This is a genomic window from Paenibacillus sp. FSL L8-0158 (genome assembly GCF_038592965.1).
In the GTDB taxonomy this organism is placed as follows: domain Bacteria; phylum Bacillota; class Bacilli; order Paenibacillales; family Paenibacillaceae; genus Paenibacillus; species Paenibacillus polymyxa_D.
In genome coordinates, this window is the sequence record NZ_CP151949.1 from 4,352,340 (window position 1) to 4,370,616 (window position 18,277).

Consider the following 18,277-nt stretch of genomic DNA (forward strand, 5'->3'; position numbering starts at 1 on the left):
CTCTGTGAATTCATTTTTAAATTAATAAACCTGCTCTTTATAAAAAAATCCGAAGGAAAGTTCCCGTTCAGGATCTTGAAGACGGCGAACTTCATCCAACCAGCTTTCATCATAAGCATAAGCATCCGGGTCAGCTGTATAACTATCTATTGCTTTACGATAAGCACGAACAACCGCCTCATTGTAAGCCGTAGGTTTCAATAAGCCCTCGATCTTAAAGCTATGCACGCCCGCCTCCATTAGAATATGCAGGTCCTCCATGATGCAAAAATCATCTGAACTCATAATATGTGTCCCATTTATATCCTCGTAGATAGGGAACTTCTCTTCTTTCCGCTCTGCTTCAATCAGAAACAAGCCGCGTCCTCTACCCAAATCGCCTTCTACATTACGTCCCTGGTGCAGCATATAACTTTGAACAAGCTTACGCTTGGAATGATAAATATTAGTCATGCCATGTACCTGAACCTGTGCTTCTATATTCAACTTTGGTATCATTTCGGTAATTTCATCCATACTGAGCTCACGAGCCAAAATGACCCGGGAAGCCCCCTTTTCACCCCAATAGTTGGCGGTTGCGAAGTTGGTAGAGATCATCTCACCGTTCCAGAACAGCTTCAGATTCGGGGCATACTCCTTCACGGCCATGAGCACTGCGGGATCATTAAACTCAATGGCGTCTATGCCGCATCCAGCTAGGGTCTGCACATATTCGGGAAGGAGCGGCAATAGCTCGTTCGTCATCAAATTCGTCATGGATACATATACCTGCGCCGTATGCTTGCGTGCCTCTTCCACCACTTCACGGATTTGGTCAGGTGTAAAATGTCCCGGCAGCCGCATTCCAAAGCGGTCATCTCCAATAAGTAATGCAGTAGCTCCAGCCTCCAGCATATGGCGGGCATCCTCCGGAGAGCTGGCAGTTGCCAGTAGTTCGGGTTTGTAAGCCATAGGCTCACCTCCTAATTTGTCTTACGATTACTTACCTGAATGTTATGCAAATGTTCTTTATACGTTTTGGCAAACAAATGTTCATGTGTCCCGTCTTTTTTGGTCACATAAAATAAATAATCTGTAGCTTTCGGCTGTAAAGCCGCTATCACTGATTCCAGACTGGGATTTGCAATCGGCCCTGGTGGAAGCCCCTGATGCAAATACGTATTATAAGGGCTTTCCACAGCCAAATCCTTGTAATACAGCCGTTCTTTTTGCTTGTCCAGCATATATTGAACCGTAGCATCAATTTCCAGCTTCTTATCCTGTTTGAGCCGATTATAAATGACGCCAGCTACTACAGACCGCTCATCTTCCACAACCACCTCGCGCTCTACCAAAGAAGCAACCGTCAGCAGTTGATGCAGCGTTTCACCCCGCTGTTTCAGCTTGGCATCCAGATCGGAAACAGTCTCCAGCCGCTTTTGTGTCTGTTCTAGCATCACCTGTATAATATCTTTGGCCGTGCTACCCTTTTTCAACTCATAGGTTTCCGGGAAAAGATAGCCCTCCAGCGCATAGCGAAGCCCCGCCTGCTTTGGAATGTCCCGCACCAGCGCGACGTCAAAAGCGGACGGATCGTTGGCCAGCTGCAAAAATTGCTGCCGGTCTGCCAGTCCTTCCTTTTGCAGCTTATCAGCCATCTGTCTAATCGTATAACCTTCCGGGATTGTAAAACGAATCATTTCCTCTTTGACAACATCTCCAGCCGATAACTTAGTAATCAACTGATCAAAGGTTGCGCCAGGCTGCGCCTCATATTTTCCGGCCTGAAATGCGCTTCCTTGCTGTTTGAATTTTACATAAGCCTTAAACACGAGCGCATTACGTATAAGTCCCTTTTGCTCCAGCGTATCTGCAATTGCCGATGTTCCTGTTCCCTGCACCACCGTAAAAGCAACGGGTTGTGTTTGGGGCTGAACAGGCTGCATGGCATTCCAAATATAGAGGGCTGCCCCTCCTGCTATAATGATAAGCAGTAGAAACAACGTAAACATCCTCGTCCTTCGCTTCACATCCACCCAACTCCTTCACAGCCAAAAAGGGCGGACTGGTCCGCCCTTTCAGGTTTGATCTCATCGTTATCCAGACTTACAGTTCTTCCGGCAACGTACATTCATCGTACAGTTCGGAAATATCTTCCCACTCATCATCATCTTCAATGGTGGTGATGGAGATTTCGCCGTCTGTGGATGAGCTTACATGGTAAAGTTCATATTCGCCAACAGCAGCCCCGGGTCTACGCAATACGGCGTACCGTTGCTCACCTACCTTGAACTCTGCTTCCAATTCCATGCGCATCGCATGGCCCTGTTCATCCTGCAGCTCTACATCGCCGTCGAACGTTTCCTTCAAATTAGAGGTCCAACTCAGGTCTTCACGTGAATAGATCGTCATTTCCCGTCTTCCTCTTCATCTTCTTCTACAAATGTATTAAAGGTCTCTTCGACGATTTCCCATTCGGCATCGTCTTGGATCACAAACAATTTAATATCATCGCCTTCTTCCTCGTAACGGAAGGCGTACACATCGGACTCATCAGCTTCAGGGTCCACTGGCGCAACCATCATGTACTTCGCTTCGGAACCATCTACCTCAAACTTCATAATGACCTCGAACTCTTCCTCGTTGCCCTCGTCATCGGCAATATAAATAATTTCCGGCTCTTCTTCCATACCCACTTGATTTTCAGCCATTACGAAATCCCCCTCACCTTGTACTGTGTGCGTCCAAATAGTTTTGCAAGATCAGGCTTGCGGCCAGTTTATCTACCACCTGCTTGCGTTTTTTTCGGCTGACGTCGGCCTCCAGAAGCGTACGCTCCGCCGAACGCGTCGTCAGCCGTTCATCCCAAAGGTGAACGGGTAAACCCAGTAACTCCTTGAGTCGGTTCGCAAACTCGATACAAATCTCACCGCGTGGACCCACGGTTCCGTTCATGTTTTTCGGCAAGCCTACAACAACCTCGCCGACCTCATTGTCACGAACCAAATTTGCAATTTTACCGAACTCGCTGTCGTCACCGCGTCGTTCTATGACTTCCAATCCTTGGGCGGTCCAGCCGAAGGCATCACTTACGGCGACCCCAATTCGGCGATCCCCGTAATCCAATCCCATTACTTTCATGCCTGTCTCCTAACGGTGCTTAGCGAGATAGAAACGAACCAACTCTTCAATCAACTCATCGCGCTCTTTTTTACGTACCAAGCTTCTGGCATTATTATGCCGTGGCACATAAGCCGGATCACCGGATAGCAAATAGCCGACGATTTGATTGATCGGATTGTATTCTTTTTCTACCAACGCATCATATACGGTCAACAAAATCTCCTGAGCAGAAGCTTCCTTCTCATCTGCCTTGACATTAAATTTGACCGTTTTGTCCATGGAATCCATTGTTGACACCTCGCTTCCACAAAACATGTGTACATGTTTATGCCAGCTTATTCTTTTACATCATACCATAAGCAAAGCCCTACAAGGAAATATCTAAGCCCGTTTTTTCCCAAAAATCCGCAAAAATTATCGAACTTTATCCTTGTGAGGCTGCCGAAACCAGTTCATGCGCACGTTGAAGTGCTTCGTCCAGCTTGCTGGCATCCTTACCACCGGCTTGCGCCATGTCAGGTCGTCCGCCACCACCGCCACCGCATACGGCAGCAATTTCTTTCACGAGCTTGCCTGCATGAAGTCCAGCCTTGGTATGCTCTGCCGGAACTGCTACGACAAAATTAACTTTATCGTCCATTGCAGCGCCGAGCACCAGCACAGCAGCCGGAAGTTTCCCTTTCAGTTCATCAGCAATCGCACGCAACGCGTCCATGCTGGAAGCCTGCACGCGTGCAGCCAACAGCTGCACCCCACCTGCTTGCACGACCTGATCGGTCAGCTGGCCCGCTTCAATAACGCTCAGCTTGCTTTGCAGCGATTCATTTTCACGACTGAGGTCTTTAATTTGTTGCTGCAAAGATTCGATACGTTTTGGCACCTCGGACAGCTTGGATTTTACAAGTCCAGCCGACACCTTCAACAGTTCTAATTGACCTTCCATATATTCAAAGCCAAAACGTCCGGTCACCGCTTCAATACGACGTACACCTGATCCAATGCCGCTCTCGCTGACAAGCTTGAACAGGCCAATTTGCGAAGTATTGCTGACATGACAGCCACCGCACAGTTCAATGCTGTAATCGCCTACTTTAACGACCCGTACGATATCTCCATATTTTTCACCGAACAGCGCCATTGCTCCGAGAGCCTTGGCTTCATCAATCGGTTTCAGTTCAATATTAACGTCCAGTTGGCTCCAGATGGCACGGTTTACACGCAGTTCAATATCCGCCAGCTCTTCTGGTGTAATGCTTCCAAAATGGGAGAAATCAAAACGCAGACGCCCAGGCTCTACCAAAGAACCCGCCTGATTGACATGGTCACCCAGCACTTCTTTAAGCGCTTTGTGAAGTAAATGCGTAGCCGTATGGTTTTTCTCAATTTCTCCACGTGAAGCTTGATCCACTTCAGCTTTCACCGTATCGCCAACGTTCAGCTCACCGGCTTCTACAACAACCTGATGCACATGCTGACCTTGTGGCGCCTTAAACAGTCCTTCAACCTTCGCGGTTACCGTACCTCCACGCAGCAAGCCTTGGTCACTGACTTGTCCTCCGCTTTCGGCATAGAAAGGAGTCACATCCAGCACGACCTGGCAAGACTGCCCTTCACTAACAGTGTCCACCAGTACATCTTCATATACAATCGCCACAATTTTAGACTCAGTTACGAGGTCATTATATCCAACAAATTCACTTTTAACCGCCAGATCGGACAAAGCTCCGCCCTGAATCTTCATGCTGGCGCTGTCCTGATGTGCATCACGGGCGCGTTTGCGTTGCTCCTGCATCGCTTCATCAAAGCCTTCACGGTCTACTTTCAAGCCCTGCTCGTCTGCATAATCCTCTGTGAGATCGAATGGGAACCCGTACGTATCATACAGTTTGAAGGCATCTGCTCCGCTAATGACATTGCGACCTTCTGCCTTCGCCTGAGCACTAATATCGGACAAAATTGCCAATCCATCTGTCAGTGTTTCATGGAAGCGTTCCTCTTCCGTTTTGATCACTTTGATGATGAAATCACGCTTGTCCACCACCTCAGGGTAATACACACCCATGACATCCCCAACGGTTTCCACCAGCTCAAACATAAATGGACGGTTCATGCCCAGCATTTTGCCATAGCGCACAGCCCGGCGCAGCAAACGGCGGATCACGTAACCGCGTCCTTCATTAGAAGGCAGCACACCGTCACCAATCGCAAAAGCTACGGTACGAACATGGTCAGCAATAACCTTAAGAGCCACATCACTGTCCACATGTTCGTTATATTTTACTCCTGCCATCGCCGCTGTTTTTTGGATTAGTGGCTGGAAGATATCCGTATCAAAGTTGGAATCCACATTTTGCAAAATGGATGCAAAACGCTCCAATCCAGCCCCTGTATCAATATTTTTGTTTGGAAGCGGCGTATAGCTACCGTCTTTGTTATGGTTGAATTGTGAGAATACGAGGTTCCACACTTCCAGATAACGCTCATTTTCTCCCCCCGGATACATTTCAGGATCCGTCATATCACTGCCGTAGGCTTCGCCACGATCATAAAAGATTTCCGTACAAGGTCCACAAGGACCTTCACCGATATCCCAGAAGTTATCTTCCAGTTTGATGATACGTTCGGCAGGAAGTCCAACTTTTTCGTTCCACAGCTTGTACGCTTCCTCATCCTCAGGATACACAGTTACAGCCAGACGTTCCGGATCAAAACCAATCCATTTTGGATCTGTCAGAAACTCCCAAGCCCATGTAATGGCTTCTTCCTTAAAATAGTCACCAATGGAAAAGTTACCGAGCATTTCGAAAAAGGTGTGATGGCGACGCGTTTTACCGACATTCTCAATGTCGTTCGTCCGAATACATTTTTGCGAATTGGCGATACGTGGATTTTCTGGCTTCACACGTCCGTCAAAATAAGGCTTAAGCGGCGCCATACCCGCATTAATCCACAGTAGGGAAGGATCTTTATGTGGAACAAGCGGCGCGCTTGGTTCAATCACATGTCCCTTGCTTTCAAAAAACTCCAGCCATTTGGAGCGGATTTCACTAGCTTTCATATAAGTAGCCTCCTAATTATGGTGTCACTGGTTCCTGGCACAGGCCATAAAAAAACAGAAAAACGCCCCTGAACGGATCAGGGACGATTGTATCGCGGTACCACCCTGGTTAACGCCGTCCCCTCTGTACGAAATGCCCATGCGCAAGCTGCACACCAACATTTGCTTAACGGACGATCGATCGCCTTGTTTTCACTGGTAACGGGAGCATCCCGGCGGGTTCAGCCCGCACTTCGAAATGAGCTTTCCCTACTGGATAAACACATTTAAACATACTCAATTCAGTATATCCGTGTCATTTAGCCGTGTCAACGCGATATCAGACAAGATACATACGGTATATGGACAAAATCAGATCGTTTTCCGCTTCACGTAATATGCAAAAAAATGCTGGAGTCCTACCTTTAATACCGCCATCACGGGAACTGCTAAAATCAAGCCGGTAATTCCCGCAATTTCCCCACCCACTAGCAGAGCGAAAATAATGGCTATCGGATGCAGATGCAACGTTCGTCCCACCACCTGGGGAGAGATGACATTGCTCTCCAACACTTGAATACAGGTGTTAACGGCCACGACCAAAAGCACCATTTTTAAGGAGACTGTAGAAGCCATAACTACTGCCGGAGCGGCTCCCAAAAAGGGGCCCAAATACGGAACGATGTTAAAAACCGCAACCACTCCTGCCAGCAACAGCGCATAAGGCATGCCAATGAGCATATAGCCGAGATAAGCCATCACTCCAATAATAATGCATACCAGTAATTGTCCCCTGACATAGTTGCCAAGCGCCTGATCAATTTCCTTAAGTACCGTTACAATCGCCTTTCGACGAGAACGCGGGAGGTAAGACACAATCGTCCGCTCGAACACATCAAAATCCTTCAAAATGTAAAAAATGAGGAACGGTACAATGAACACATTGAACAGCATGTTGATCATCCCGCCGATGTTATCCATAAAGGTAGAAATCCCTGTAGCCATCCGATTCTCTAGTTGGAAAAACCATTGATTCATACCCGTTCGCACCCCTTGGGGCAAAATGCCATTATCCATATTCGTCATTAATCCCTGTGCATGCATGGTCAGCTCGGGTAGATGCTCATTCAGCTCATCCAGTTGTTCAATGAACATCGGAATCAGGTTCATTAGAATCACAACGAGACTGGTTAAAAACACAGCATAGATAAGCAGCACAGCTACACTTCGAGGCACCTTGCGACCACCCAGCATACTGACAACGGGATTAAGTACATAGGAGATGATCATCGCTACCGCAAACGGAGCAATGATTGTTCTCAGAAATTCATACAAATGCAAAAACAAAGGTCGTAGCAGCCAGATAAAATATAGAATGACAAGTCCCAGCAACGTCCATATTCCGTACCGGAACAGTCTACTTTTCGTTAATTGCTCCATTTCGTGCCCCCTTACCGGACTAGCCTCCTTTAAGTATATGCCTGTACCTCTACTTTAATCCTTCCCGCGATTCTGGAATGCCCCATAGATTCCCATTGTAAAAAAATGATGAAAACGGATGAAAACATTAACAAAGTCATTCCATCTGACGATATAAGTACAAAGCACTATTTTTGAATTTCATATTTCTGAAACATCGGGGGGTCATTACATGAACTTAAAAATCAAGCTTATTCTCCTTTTCACCTGTATTGTTATCGTTGCAGCCGGGCCTTTATCCGTTATTAGCATGACAAGTATCAAAAATCAGGCCAACCGTGACATACAAGAGCTTATGACCAGTAAAGCCACCGAAACCGTCAATCAGCTCGACGGATGGACCAGCGGCAATGCCAAAATTATCGAGACACTGGCTGCAGGTCTGGAATCCAGTGATATTTCATCAGATGCCAAAATCGTATCTCTGAAAGCAGCTTTTCAAAACTATAAAGATCAAAATATTTCCAACATCTACGCAGGCTTTGAAGATGGATCCTACTGGGATGGATCTGGCTGGTTTGAAGCTGGTTATGATCCTCGCGCTCGTCCGTGGTACAAGGATGCCAAAACCAAGGGAGAAATGTATTATTCCTCACCTTACACTGATGCAGGTAGCAATGACTTCACCATTTCCATTGCTAAACCTCTCAAGGATTCCAACGGCTCTATCACCGGGGTAGTCAGCGAGGATATTATGTTAAATGATATGACAAAAATCATTAAAGACATAAACCTGAACGGATTAGGCTACGCATTTCTGATTGATCAGAATGGAGTTGTGGTCGCGCACCCAGACAGCAAGCTGGCCGGTAAAAACCTTAAGGATACGCCCGAGTTGGGTTCATCAACTGCGGCCCTGCTGAGCACAGATTCGGGAAAAACAGACTATAGCTACAATGGCAGTGACCGTCAGCTTTATTTTAAAAAGATGCCTAGCACTGGCTGGATTGTAGGATTGTCCATTTCAAAAGATATTGCTTTTCAGGAGTATTACTCCACTCGTAATCAGTTGATTATTACCGTTGCTATCATCTTGGTCGTTGCTATGCTGCTGGCGATCTGGGCGGCAAACAACTTTATCAAGCCAATACGGAAGCTTCAAGTGAACGTCAAACGTATAGCTGAAGGCGATATGACAGCTCGTGTGGATATTAAGGGTAAAGATGAAATTGCCAGCCTGGGTACAGATTTTAATATCATGTCTGATAATCTCTCTCACCTGTTGCGCAAGGTATCAGATACTGCGGGCGATGTCAGTTCAGCTTCCCATGATATGCATCAGCACGCTAAGGATACTGGAACCATCGCGTCACAAATCTCCAGTGCAGTTCAGGAGCTTGCTCAAGGAGCGAGCGATCAAGCTGAGGCTGTTTATTCCGGCTCTGAGAAGCTGACTCACATGACAGGCTCCATCGACCAGATTGGCGAAAGTGTCAAACGAACCCAAACTGCCGTGTTCGAAACAGATTCTGCCGTGCTCGCAGGGTATGAAACAGCTGAACGTCAAGCGAAACTGGCCGCCGAGTCCAGACAAACGACAACTGCGGCAGGAGAAGCGGTAGATTCGCTCGCGCTGAAAACTCAGGATATTGAGCGGCTGGCTGGGGCCATCCACGATATCGCAGCACAAACAAACCTGCTGGCCCTCAATGCATCTATCGAAGCAGCACGGGCCGGGGAACACGGACGAGGTTTTGCCGTCGTGGCGGGAGAAGTGAGAAAGCTGGCTGAGCAAGCGGGCAGTTCCAGTGACAGTATCATGAGTAAGCTGGAAGAAATTAAAATTGCAGGAGTACAAAGTGCAGAGGAAATGAAGAAGGCTCTTGCTGTAACTGTAGAACAGGAGCACGCTGCCATTGCAACAAGACAGGCGTTTGAATCCATTCGTGGCGCTTCTCAGCATATGCTTGCCCAAATTGAGGACGTTACAGCCGCCGCAGATCATCTCCGTGTGAATGCCGGGCATATTTCCGACGTCATTTCCAGCGTTGTCGCTGTTTCTGAGCAAAGTGCAGCCTCTACAGAGGAAGTGGCCTCCTCTGTGCAAGAACAAGGTCATGCCATGAATAATATTGCTGACCTTTCTGCCAAACTCGATTCTCATGCAGATCTTCTATTGGAAGAGGTCAAACGCTTTAAATTGTAGAACTAACCATCTTCACAAAAACGGTATACAAAAGAGGGTGCCCCCAGCCATTATGGCCGTACGGGGCACCCTCTTCGTTGTTTTTTATCAAGCGTTATCCAACCTACTAAGCCGTATGTAGATCACACCTCTTAGTAAGCAGCCTGTCCACTTTTGGTGTCCAGCTTAGGAAGAAGCGTGAATTTGCGGCAAGTCCTGTTGTGCCATCTCATCTCCAAAGAATAGGTCGTCCAGCGAACTGAGCGTTCCATCCTCTTCCACTTGGTAGACAGACATTTTTTCACCATTCACCTGAAGTTCGATAAAGCATCCCCAGCAATAAAATTGATGGGAGCCAATTTTGCCGATATCTTTGGAATTACAATTCGGACATCTCAATAAACTCACCCTATCCATTAACAGAATATATGGCTTTTTCCAGACGCTGCTCGCTTAATGGGGGAACCATAACAGCATTTTCCCCGATGGACATCTCTTCGGTGCAGGGCAGCCATTTCCGCCCCTCTATAATATCCGATACAAAACCATCGCTGATTTCCAAGCCTATTATGTTATTGCCCATTTCCTGGTCAAAATAAACATCCGAGATGTGCCCGAGCATAAGCCCTTCCTCTGTTAGCACGGATAGATCCTTCAGTTTACAAGGTCCAAGCAAGTACGTATGTTGTATATCATGGGCCTCCATTTTACGCACAGCCTGCTGATTGCGAATCATGATCGCATCCTCACCGTAAGCAACGATGTCATCCCAAGCAACCATTTTCACGTGAGAAGAAAAAAGTCCTTTTCCTTCCAACTCGATTCCTGAGATTCGCCAATCCGCTGTCACCATAAAGTCATGTATTTTACCAATCTGCTTCCCGTCCTCCACATCGAAAACGGCAAGTCCGATCATATCTTGAAGCTTCATATATAGGGTACCTCCTCATTCTGCAATCTGAACGAAGGTGCGGTCCTTTTCCTACATGCCTGTCAGACCTTGCTTCCGTTCATGCAATGAAATGGAAAACCGCCCCTCCCTTCTTATTAAAATGCGGAGAAATCCCTAGTACCTAGTACGCAGCCGCTTCCATATGGTTTCAATTTTCTTGGCCGTGTATTCCATTTCTTCCGTAGTATTACCCAAACCGAAGCTAAACCGAATCGCTGAATGTAAAACATCTTCAGGAAGATCCATTGCCTGCAATACATGCGATAGCTCTAGAGATCCGGAAGTGCAGGCTGATCCGCTTGCTGCTGCGATTCCTTCCACGTCAAGGTTCATCAGCATGGTCTCTGTACTAATGGCCGGAAAGCTAACATTGAGAACATTAGGTAAAGAATGATCAGGGTCACCGTTAATCACAAAATTTTGGCTACCCAGAGTGTCTTCCAACCCTTTAAGCAACGTCTGACGAAGAACCGTATCGTGCGCCCCACGCTCCTCAATGGAAGCATTAGCAAGAGTTGCGGCTTTAGCCAGCCCCGTAATACCGGCGATGTTTTCTGTTCCGGCACGGCGTTTCTTTTCCTGAAGTCCCCCATGCATTAGCGGCTGAATGCGTGTACCTTGGCGGATATACAATGCTCCAACCCCTTGCGGTCCGTTAATCTTATGACCCGACACACTCAGTAAGTCAATCGGAAGGTTCCGGCAGTCGATGGATATATGACCGAAAGCTTGAACCGCATCTACATGGAATACAATGCCATGTTCTCTCGCAATCTGCCCTACTTCTGAGATCGGCTGAATGACGCCCACCTCATTGTTGGCATACATCATGCTGATCAAAAAAGTGTCCGGTCGAATGGCAGCCTCGATATCCGCAGGGTTCACGCGTCCAAAACCGTTGACCGGGACATAAGTCACCTCATACCCCGCTTTTTCCAGCTCATCACAAGCATGAAGCACTGCGTGATGTTCAATAGCGGTTGTAATCACATGCCCGGAAGTACGGCCGTCTGCCGTAGCCGTCCCAAACAGGGCCAGATTATCACTTTCTGTCCCTCCGCTCGTAAAAATAATTTCTTCAGGCTTGCAGCCCAAAGAGGCCGCAACGGCATCCCGAGCTGCGCTGACGGTGCGCTTGGCATCGCGGCCAAAGGCATGAACGCTCGAAGCGTTGCCGAATTGGCCAGTCATGATGTCCATCATAGTCTGCGCAACCTCAGGATGCATAGGAGTCGATGCGGCATGATCCAGATAAATTCTGTTCATGTTATTCCACCTCAAATGTAGAACATGTAATTATCCAATTCATCATGTTCTTGATATGTGATCAAGTCCTTAAGTGTAGTAGAATCCAACACTTCAGCAATGCTGTCACGAATTCGCAGCCACAGCTGACGTTTTGCCGGATCGTCTTCTTCTGTGAAATCGACCGGAGAAATCGGACCTTCCAGTACACGAATGATGTCTCCCGCTGTTACTCCTGCCGGTTCATTCGCCAAAATATAACCGCCGTAAGCACCACGGATACTTTTTACCAAACCTGCATTACGCAAAGGCGCAATGAGCTGTTCCAGATAATGCTCTGACAGCTGATTTTTTTCGGCAATACTTTTCAAAGAAGTTGGGCCTTCGCCAAACCTGGCTGCAAGTTCCATCATAATGGTCAGGCCGTAACGGCCCTTCGTTGATATTTTCAATTGTGCCACCTCACTTATAGTAACAATTCCGTTAAACACGCGGAATAACTGGTGTTGTAAACCTCTCTATTCCGATCCTAACCCTCTGCTTATGTTAACATATTAGGGCAGGTAAAGGGAAACATTACGGTAACAATCTCAAAAAAAGTTGCTTTCGGGCGATTTGGAACAGCTTTAGCCCATTTTATATAGCTTTCTTCCATCGTTCGCCGTGTCGTTTGATCGTCCAAACATCGTATCTTATTATCGTTTATGTTATAATAGGTGGGTTCTACAACAATATTGAAAGAATTGGGTGATGACCATGGCTAAAGCCAATCATGAAACCCGTGTCGTCGTCGGGATGTCCGGTGGCGTCGACTCATCCGTTACCGCGCTGCTGCTGAAGGAGCAGGGCTATGACGTAATCGGCATCTTCATGAAAAACTGGGATGACACGGATGAATTTGGCCGTTGTACGGCTGAGGAGGATGCGGAGGATGTGCGCCGTGTCTGTGAACAGATCGACATTCCTTACTATACCGTCAATTTTGAGAAAGAATACTTCGATAAAGTATTCTCCTATTTTCTTGATGAATATAAAGCTGGACGCACACCCAACCCGGATGTCATGTGTAACCGTGAAATTAAATTCGGCGAGTTTCTTAATAAAGCGCTGGATTTGGGAGCAGATTATGTTGCTACTGGACATTATGCACGGGTTGTGGAAGAAGACGGCCACTTTACTTTGCTGCGAGGTGTGGATAGCAACAAGGATCAGACTTATTTCCTGAATGCATTAAGCCAAACACAGTTGTCGCGAGCCATGTTCCCGATTGGTCATCTGCCGAAACCAGAAGTGCGTAAAATTGCGGAAGCTGCGGGACTGTATACGGCCAAGAAGAAAGACAGCACAGGCGTATGCTTTATCGGCGAGCGTAATTTCAAGGAGTTTCTGAGTGGATATCTGCCTGCAAAAGGTGGAGACATGGTGGATATCGCTACTGGTGAAGTCAAAGGACGCCACGATGGTCTGATGTACTATACACTGGGTCAACGACAAGGCTTGGGCATTGGCGGCTCGGGTTCAGGCGAACCGTGGTTCGTAGCGGATAAGGATCTGGAGAAGAATATTTTGTATGTGGTACAAGGTGATCGTCACCACAGCCTGTATTCTACCAGCCTGATTGCAACGGATGTGAACTGGATTGAAGGCGCAGATACTCGTCCGACCGGCGAATTCCGTTGCACAGCCAAGTTCCGTTATCGCCAACCTGATCAGCAAGTAACTTTAGAATGGCTTGCGGATGGAAGCGTGCATGTCATATTCGATGTACATCAAAAGGCCATTACGCCTGGACAAGCTGTTGTATTTTACGACGGGGAACGCTGTCTGGGTGGAGGAACCATTGATAAGGTTGAAAAGCTTCAGCCTGAGACAGTTTAAGCAAAGGCCATTTTGCATTGATATAGCAGGAATTAAAAAAGTCGTCTCTCCAGATTTGGAAGGGCGACTTTTTTTATGAAAGTTGTTTTTAGTTTATGGATTGTAAAGAATTCATGATCTGCTCTTTAAATGGAATTCTAGCATAAATATTAACTTATTCCCTCTGTAATTCTTTCAACTATTCCTTTATCAAAATCGTCGAGTTCAGACATTAACAGCTCGTACTGTTTTATAGATTCAGAAGTGTTCAATACTCGAAGCACAGCAATACTATAGTGTCCAAGCGTATCAATACCAAAAAGCTTATTTACCTTAGGGTCTCTGAACTGGCTAATATGTTTCAATTTTTCGATTATTTTCTCATTGCATAGTTTCTTTTTAGCGATCTGACTCATTGCATTCAACTGTACCTGATTATGCTGGATATCCAAACATTCCACCAATTGATCGTCACCTATTTTTCCCTCTCGTATTTCTTTCGATAAAGTAAGTAGCTTCATTCTGTTATCTCCCTCAATCTAGTTTAACTGGCCCATAATTCTCTAAAAGATACTGCCGTTCATCCCTGTAATTGTTCCAAAGGTGTTCTGCAAGTGCCTTATTTCCAATCCTCTCTGCTTCTTTTATCTCCACCATATAGGCTCTAAGTTCCATGATAATCCTATTTTTGAATTCATATGTTACATCCAAACTAGGAAATCCTTTAGCTTTATCATCAAGAAAATGTTGGTACTCATGCCGCAGTGCATATGATATAGAAGTTAAAAATGTAAATTCATAATCTTGGTTGTGTAACCGAAATCTAAACAGCGTAAGATATATAAGAAACGCATCAATCCCCATTTTTGAGAATTTACCGCCTGAATCAAACCAATTCGATTTGATCTTGATATGCTTTAACGTATAATTCAACTTCTCAGATTCTCCTTTGGAATGTTGTGTAAAAATTTAGTGTTTCATAGTGTGCCATACTTTTTTAACTTGATTCTGGTAGCGTCAAAATTGTTTAAACGGTGATGACTTAAACTGCTCAATTAACTCATTCAAATATTCACTACGTTCAAAATAAAACTGTAGCTTATTGTTAGTTGGATTGATTCTTGTCTTTCGATACTCTAATCCATTCAACAACAAATAAGAGACTAAATTTATATCATATATATATTTCATTGACCTTGACCTTATCTTTTCCAAGCAAGCGTAAGCGAAACAAATATTTATGTTGCCAAACCAAATATGAGATATTATATTAGTTATCTTAAGATTATTATACTAAGTTAATAATATGTCCCCTGAAACGCCATCTTTGTCATGAAACCAAGTCAAAAACATGTCCCCTCTGACCTGTTTTGTCAAATAGGTGTTTTTACGAATAAACCAAAAAAGGTAGATAGATAACGACATTACTATGTAATTTTCGCCATGCGAGCATATATCCCTTAAAACGTCCATTTTGTCATAAAGTTTAGAGAAAATACGATACTCTATATATTACTTTGTCACGTTTTTTCATTATTTTGAGTACCATGAGAGCCATTTTGTCACATTTTATACTAGATGTATTAGAAAACTTATATGTATCAGGCATTTACTAGCGCACCCTTCTGGCTATTTTGTCACGTTTAATGCTTCAAAGGTACACTCATAGCTATCCTCCACATACGGAGTAATCATTTAAAGCAAAGCAAATAGACCACTACTAATGCGTATGAGCAACATTTTTATCTTGAAATATAGACTTCTCCCGTTACTTTTCAATTTTCAAAGATCGATCGCACAACAAATAAACTTAACAATCCATTTCAGATAGAACAAATAAAATAATATTAAGTTTGCCAATCCTAAAAACCAATTTAATTCCATCTATCCAATCTATCCAATCTAGTATTCGTTTTATCTACTTGCTGTGTTTAAAAATCTACTGTCTAATTGTAACTGTGGTAAAGCAATATGTATTGTCCTTGTAATTATTCAACTTTTTTCCTTCAATTCTGCTTCATCTTCGCCTCACCTTGTTTCTCCTTTCAATTTATTGTTTTATTTCTGTCACTATTCCAGTATAGTATATATTCCCTTAATTACAAGTTTTTCTTATATACTCTATTGATATATTTTTCGGCTATGTATATTTGTAGTCGCTGAAATATGCATATATAAAGGAAGCGAAAATTCCAGTTCGCTTATTTTGGCGACTCGTTTGACCCAGATTGACCCTGCTTTAGCTTCCTTCATTTCGTCCCAATCTGGAATTGTCGTGCAATGTTCGAATGTATTCTCTCCTCCCCAAGCATAACATTTTTGCCGGAGTGATTTTCAAAAGTCGTGATCTGAATTGCAACATCTGAAGTAACACCAGAAATATACGAACACAATTAATCTTCTCATGTAGTTTTCAGTCAAAAATGGACTTTTCAATTGAATATCAGTTTGAGATTCAATCTATTTTCAATACAACCAATATAACTAATCTAATAACCCTTGCCTGAAGAAAGGGTGTATACAAGTCGAATTGAATACACCCTTTAATTTAAACTATCACTATCCTATAAAAACAACTGCTTCCTTACGCTGAAACGCGCTAGGCAATTTTTTTATGAGTGTTATTACTCGTTCAACGAGTTTATTTTTGTGATCCTCCTCTAAATTTCTTTCTGCCCAATTCTGAAGTTGTCGAAGCTCAGACAAAATATTTGGTAAGTCTTCCTCCTCAACATCAACTCCTGTTGAAAACAAATCTATCCATTGTAATCCTAAAGAATCGATAGCTGGTTGCCAACATTCATTAAAAAATGATTCTGACGCAACGGGAAGAAAAAAACTTTTTTCAAACTCATTTTGTGGTTCGAGTATCATAACGCTCACTGACATTTATTTTCCTCCTCCAAACTGAACACTAAATTTATAATCTGGAAACTCCTTTTTAAGCTGATTTAGGCTGTTCTCAGCAGCTTTTCTCAATTCAGGTGTATCACCATCTAATCTAAATACAAATTCTCGAATATCTTTAATACTATCGAGATGGGGAATATCAGATGAACTATTTTTTGTTGCTCTTGTAGTAAATGCATTATTTTCTAGTTCATTGATTCGGTTTCGAGTCTTTTTTAATAATTGTTTATCCGTAAATTCTTGGGGCGTTTGAGCAGGTAAACCTGTCTTAGGATTTACTTTATCCAATCCTTTTGCAGATTTATCTTCGTAGAATATTTTCTTTTTCAAATCAATTTCATCGAATTCTCCTATAGATTCACCTTTTTTATTGACAATCTCCACTTCTTTTGGATTTTTAATCGTAGAAGGCGGTTGACTTGTCACTTCATGATGTACGGTGGAACTTGAAGGCCTTGAATTTTTACCTCCACCTTCCCCTTTTACCATCTGCCACAGTTCTGCTGTTTTTTCCCCTACTCCATTTGCACTTTTAACCGCAGTTGTAGCTCCATGCGCCGCCAAAGCTGCCGATCCAATTAATCCTGGTACTCCGATTATACTCCCTACTCCTGTAGATGAAACAGCAACTGATAATCCTTCTCCACCTATTCCAGCTACTACCTCACCAGCCCCTTGCAATGTTGTAGCAACATTCCCAAGAATTTCTCCTACTTTAGCTGCCATGGGATGATCATAATCCCGTTCTTTATCTGGCAGCATCCCCAATGTCAAATTTTCCTGAATAGTTCCTTTTGCTCCCTGTGCAGTATCCCAAAGGATTTCTCCTTGAAGTTTGCTAGCTTCCAATTGAGCTTCAGCCTTGGTGATCTCAGCTCGTCCGATTTGTTCAAAGATTTTATGTAACCAACCTTCACCTGTGGATGCCGTTTTAACAGGGGCTCCAAGCCACGGCACATCCAGTACGACTTTCTCCCCGTCCACCTTTGTAAAGTTTTTTGAAATAAAAATAAGTTCCTGTGCTACTGTTGATAGTCGTTCAAGCGTCACACTCATGGATTGTCGAGAAACCTGAAATTCTTGAAAAAATCTCTCTTGGGTAGCTCCCGACCAGCCTTGTTGGACAAAATCAATTCGTCCACTCAAAAAATTCAGCATACGTTCCATTTCATGCTTACCTTGTAAAAACTGATCAGCAACTTCCATCAGTTTGTCAGGTGGAACTAATATTCTCCCCATTCTACCACGCCCACTTTAATTTTGATGGAAATAATCTTATCAGAAGGAGATGTTTAGGGACAATCCATCTATTATCCTGATATTTCCTTTTTATATTATGTGACCAATGGACTGAAATAAACAGGTTACTATGTCAAAAGTATTATACCCCTTATTATAAGTTACATGGATCAACGTAGCACTATTAGCTTTAAACTTCGCCCCTAACCATATTCTGCAACTCATGAATTTTTTATAGTTATGTAGCTGCTGAGTTGTTATGTTCAAATCAATGGCAATATCCTCTTGAGTTTTTGCCAAACCAAAATAATTTTGGTTTGCCTCTTTTGAT

Annotated in this window: 18 protein-coding genes; 2 read left to right on the plus strand and 16 right to left on the minus strand. The window is 44.3% G+C overall.

Annotation, left to right across the window (positions count from 1 at the left end):
- Positions 1-21: 21 nt before the first annotated feature.
- From NSQ68_RS19095 to NSQ68_RS19130, 8 genes are all read right to left on the minus strand, one after another.
- Positions 22-951 carry a peptidase U32 family protein gene (locus NSQ68_RS19095; protein WP_342426892.1) on the minus strand — a complete coding sequence of 310 codons (930 nt, stop codon included), beginning with the start codon at positions 949-951 and terminating at the stop codon, positions 22-24.
- Between the two features lie 11 nt (positions 952-962).
- Positions 963-1,991, minus strand: coding sequence for an endolytic transglycosylase MltG (gene mltG / locus NSQ68_RS19100; RefSeq protein ID WP_342429137.1), 1,029 nt, complete (start codon positions 1,989-1,991; stop codon positions 963-965).
- 94 nt (positions 1,992-2,085) lie between these two features.
- Complete coding sequence (locus tag NSQ68_RS19105; protein ID WP_342426893.1) at positions 2,086-2,391, minus strand: DUF1292 domain-containing protein; 306 nt, start codon at positions 2,389-2,391, stop codon at positions 2,086-2,088.
- Entirely contained in the window at positions 2,388-2,690 is a 303-nt protein-coding gene (locus tag NSQ68_RS19110; protein ID WP_023989904.1) for a DUF1292 domain-containing protein, read from the minus strand. The genes NSQ68_RS19105 and NSQ68_RS19110 overlap by 4 nt, the downstream gene beginning before the upstream one ends.
- A 13-nt stretch (positions 2,691-2,703) precedes the next feature.
- Positions 2,704-3,120: a Holliday junction resolvase RuvX gene (gene ruvX / locus NSQ68_RS19115; protein WP_014282932.1), complete on the minus strand. Its 417-nt coding sequence runs from the start codon at positions 3,118-3,120 to the stop codon at positions 2,704-2,706.
- Between the two features lie 9 nt (positions 3,121-3,129).
- Positions 3,130-3,390 (minus strand): IreB family regulatory phosphoprotein, encoded by a 261-nt coding sequence (locus tag NSQ68_RS19120; RefSeq protein WP_007431624.1) that lies wholly within the window; start codon positions 3,388-3,390, stop codon positions 3,130-3,132.
- Positions 3,391-3,526: 136 nt separating this feature from the next.
- Positions 3,527-6,160, minus strand: a complete 2,634-nt coding sequence (gene alaS, locus NSQ68_RS19125; protein ID WP_307347769.1) for an alanine--tRNA ligase — start codon at positions 6,158-6,160, stop codon at positions 3,527-3,529.
- Between the two features lie 351 nt (positions 6,161-6,511).
- Entirely contained in the window at positions 6,512-7,579 is a 1,068-nt protein-coding gene (locus NSQ68_RS19130; RefSeq protein WP_307347771.1) for an AI-2E family transporter, read from the minus strand.
- 211 nt (positions 7,580-7,790) lie between these two features.
- Between NSQ68_RS19130 and NSQ68_RS19135 the strand changes: the two genes are divergently transcribed.
- Positions 7,791-9,764, plus strand: a complete 1,974-nt coding sequence (locus NSQ68_RS19135) for a methyl-accepting chemotaxis protein (protein ID WP_342426894.1) — start codon at positions 7,791-7,793, stop codon at positions 9,762-9,764.
- Between the two features lie 165 nt (positions 9,765-9,929).
- Here the strand turns inward: NSQ68_RS19135 and NSQ68_RS19140 are convergent, their stop codons facing one another.
- The 4 genes from NSQ68_RS19140 to NSQ68_RS19155 all read right to left on the minus strand — a co-directional run bounded on the left by NSQ68_RS19140 (position 9,930) and on the right by NSQ68_RS19155 (position 12,392).
- Complete coding sequence (locus NSQ68_RS19140) at positions 9,930-10,142, minus strand: hypothetical protein (RefSeq protein ID WP_013311529.1); 213 nt, start codon at positions 10,140-10,142, stop codon at positions 9,930-9,932.
- A gap of 10 nt (positions 10,143-10,152) precedes the next feature.
- Positions 10,153-10,674, minus strand: a complete 522-nt coding sequence (locus tag NSQ68_RS19145) for a PRC-barrel domain-containing protein (RefSeq protein WP_029515728.1) — start codon at positions 10,672-10,674, stop codon at positions 10,153-10,155.
- A 135-nt stretch (positions 10,675-10,809) separates the two neighbouring features.
- Complete coding sequence (locus NSQ68_RS19150) at positions 10,810-11,961, minus strand: cysteine desulfurase family protein (protein ID WP_342426895.1); 1,152 nt, start codon at positions 11,959-11,961, stop codon at positions 10,810-10,812.
- An 11-nt stretch (positions 11,962-11,972) separates the two neighbouring features.
- Positions 11,973-12,392 carry an Rrf2 family transcriptional regulator gene (locus NSQ68_RS19155; RefSeq protein WP_013311532.1) on the minus strand — a complete coding sequence of 140 codons (420 nt, stop codon included), beginning with the start codon at positions 12,390-12,392 and terminating at the stop codon, positions 11,973-11,975.
- 304 nt (positions 12,393-12,696) lie between these two features.
- On the opposite strand from NSQ68_RS19155, the gene mnmA reads away from it, so the two are divergent.
- A complete protein-coding gene (gene mnmA / locus NSQ68_RS19160; protein WP_342426896.1) occupies positions 12,697-13,818 on the plus strand; it encodes a tRNA 2-thiouridine(34) synthase MnmA in 1,122 nt (373 codons plus the stop codon).
- A gap of 149 nt (positions 13,819-13,967) precedes the next feature.
- Here mnmA and NSQ68_RS19165 read toward each other — a convergent pair whose 3' ends face one another.
- The 4 genes from NSQ68_RS19165 to NSQ68_RS19180 all read right to left on the minus strand — a co-directional run bounded on the left by NSQ68_RS19165 (position 13,968) and on the right by NSQ68_RS19180 (position 17,946).
- Positions 13,968-14,318 (minus strand): hypothetical protein, encoded by a 351-nt coding sequence (locus NSQ68_RS19165; protein WP_013311534.1) that lies wholly within the window; start codon positions 14,316-14,318, stop codon positions 13,968-13,970.
- Positions 14,319-14,331: 13 nt separating this feature from the next.
- Entirely contained in the window at positions 14,332-14,730 is a 399-nt protein-coding gene (locus NSQ68_RS19170; protein WP_342426897.1) for a hypothetical protein, read from the minus strand.
- Between the two features lie 1,626 nt (positions 14,731-16,356).
- A complete protein-coding gene (locus tag NSQ68_RS19175; protein WP_342426898.1) occupies positions 16,357-16,686 on the minus strand; it encodes a hypothetical protein in 330 nt (109 codons plus the stop codon).
- Entirely contained in the window at positions 16,687-17,946 is a 1,260-nt protein-coding gene (locus tag NSQ68_RS19180) for a WXG100 family type VII secretion target (protein ID WP_342426899.1), read from the minus strand. It abuts the gene before it with no gap.
- Positions 17,947-18,277 lie beyond the last annotated feature (331 nt).

Bases quoted from the DNA above. Each gene is read 5' to 3' on its own strand.
- NSQ68_RS19180 (WP_342426899.1), bottom strand. From the start codon at position 17,946: ATGGGGAGAATATTAGTTCCACCTGACAAACTGATGGAAGTTGCTGAT.
- NSQ68_RS19145 (WP_029515728.1), bottom strand. From the start codon at position 10,674: ATGAAGCTTCAAGATATGATCGGACTTGCCGTTTTCGATGTGGAGGAC.
- NSQ68_RS19165 (WP_013311534.1), bottom strand. From the start codon at position 14,318: ATGAAGCTACTTACTTTATCGAAAGAAATACGAGAGGGAAAAATAGGT.
- NSQ68_RS19120 (WP_007431624.1), bottom strand. From the start codon at position 3,390: ATGGATTCCATGGACAAAACGGTCAAATTTAATGTCAAGGCAGATGAG.
- alaS (WP_307347769.1), bottom strand. From the start codon at position 6,160: ATGAAAGCTAGTGAAATCCGCTCCAAATGGCTGGAGTTTTTTGAAAGC.
- NSQ68_RS19130 (WP_307347771.1), bottom strand. From the start codon at position 7,579: ATGGAGCAATTAACGAAAAGTAGACTGTTCCGGTACGGAATATGGACG.
- NSQ68_RS19175 (WP_342426898.1), bottom strand. From the start codon at position 16,686: ATGTCAGTGAGCGTTATGATACTCGAACCACAAAATGAGTTTGAAAAA.
- ruvX (WP_014282932.1), bottom strand. From the start codon at position 3,120: ATGAAAGTAATGGGATTGGATTACGGGGATCGCCGAATTGGGGTCGCC.
- mltG (WP_342429137.1), bottom strand. From the start codon at position 1,991: ATGTTTACGTTGTTTCTACTGCTTATCATTATAGCAGGAGGGGCAGCC.
- NSQ68_RS19105 (WP_342426893.1), bottom strand. From the start codon at position 2,391: ATGACGATCTATTCACGTGAAGACCTGAGTTGGACCTCTAATTTGAAG.
- NSQ68_RS19095 (WP_342426892.1), bottom strand. From the start codon at position 951: ATGGCTTACAAACCCGAACTACTGGCAACTGCCAGCTCTCCGGAGGAT.
- NSQ68_RS19110 (WP_023989904.1), bottom strand. From the start codon at position 2,690: ATGGCTGAAAATCAAGTGGGTATGGAAGAAGAGCCGGAAATTATTTAT.
- mnmA (WP_342426896.1), top strand. From the start codon at position 12,697: ATGGCTAAAGCCAATCATGAAACCCGTGTCGTCGTCGGGATGTCCGGT.
- NSQ68_RS19135 (WP_342426894.1), top strand. From the start codon at position 7,791: ATGAACTTAAAAATCAAGCTTATTCTCCTTTTCACCTGTATTGTTATC.
- NSQ68_RS19150 (WP_342426895.1), bottom strand. From the start codon at position 11,961: ATGAACAGAATTTATCTGGATCATGCCGCATCGACTCCTATGCATCCT.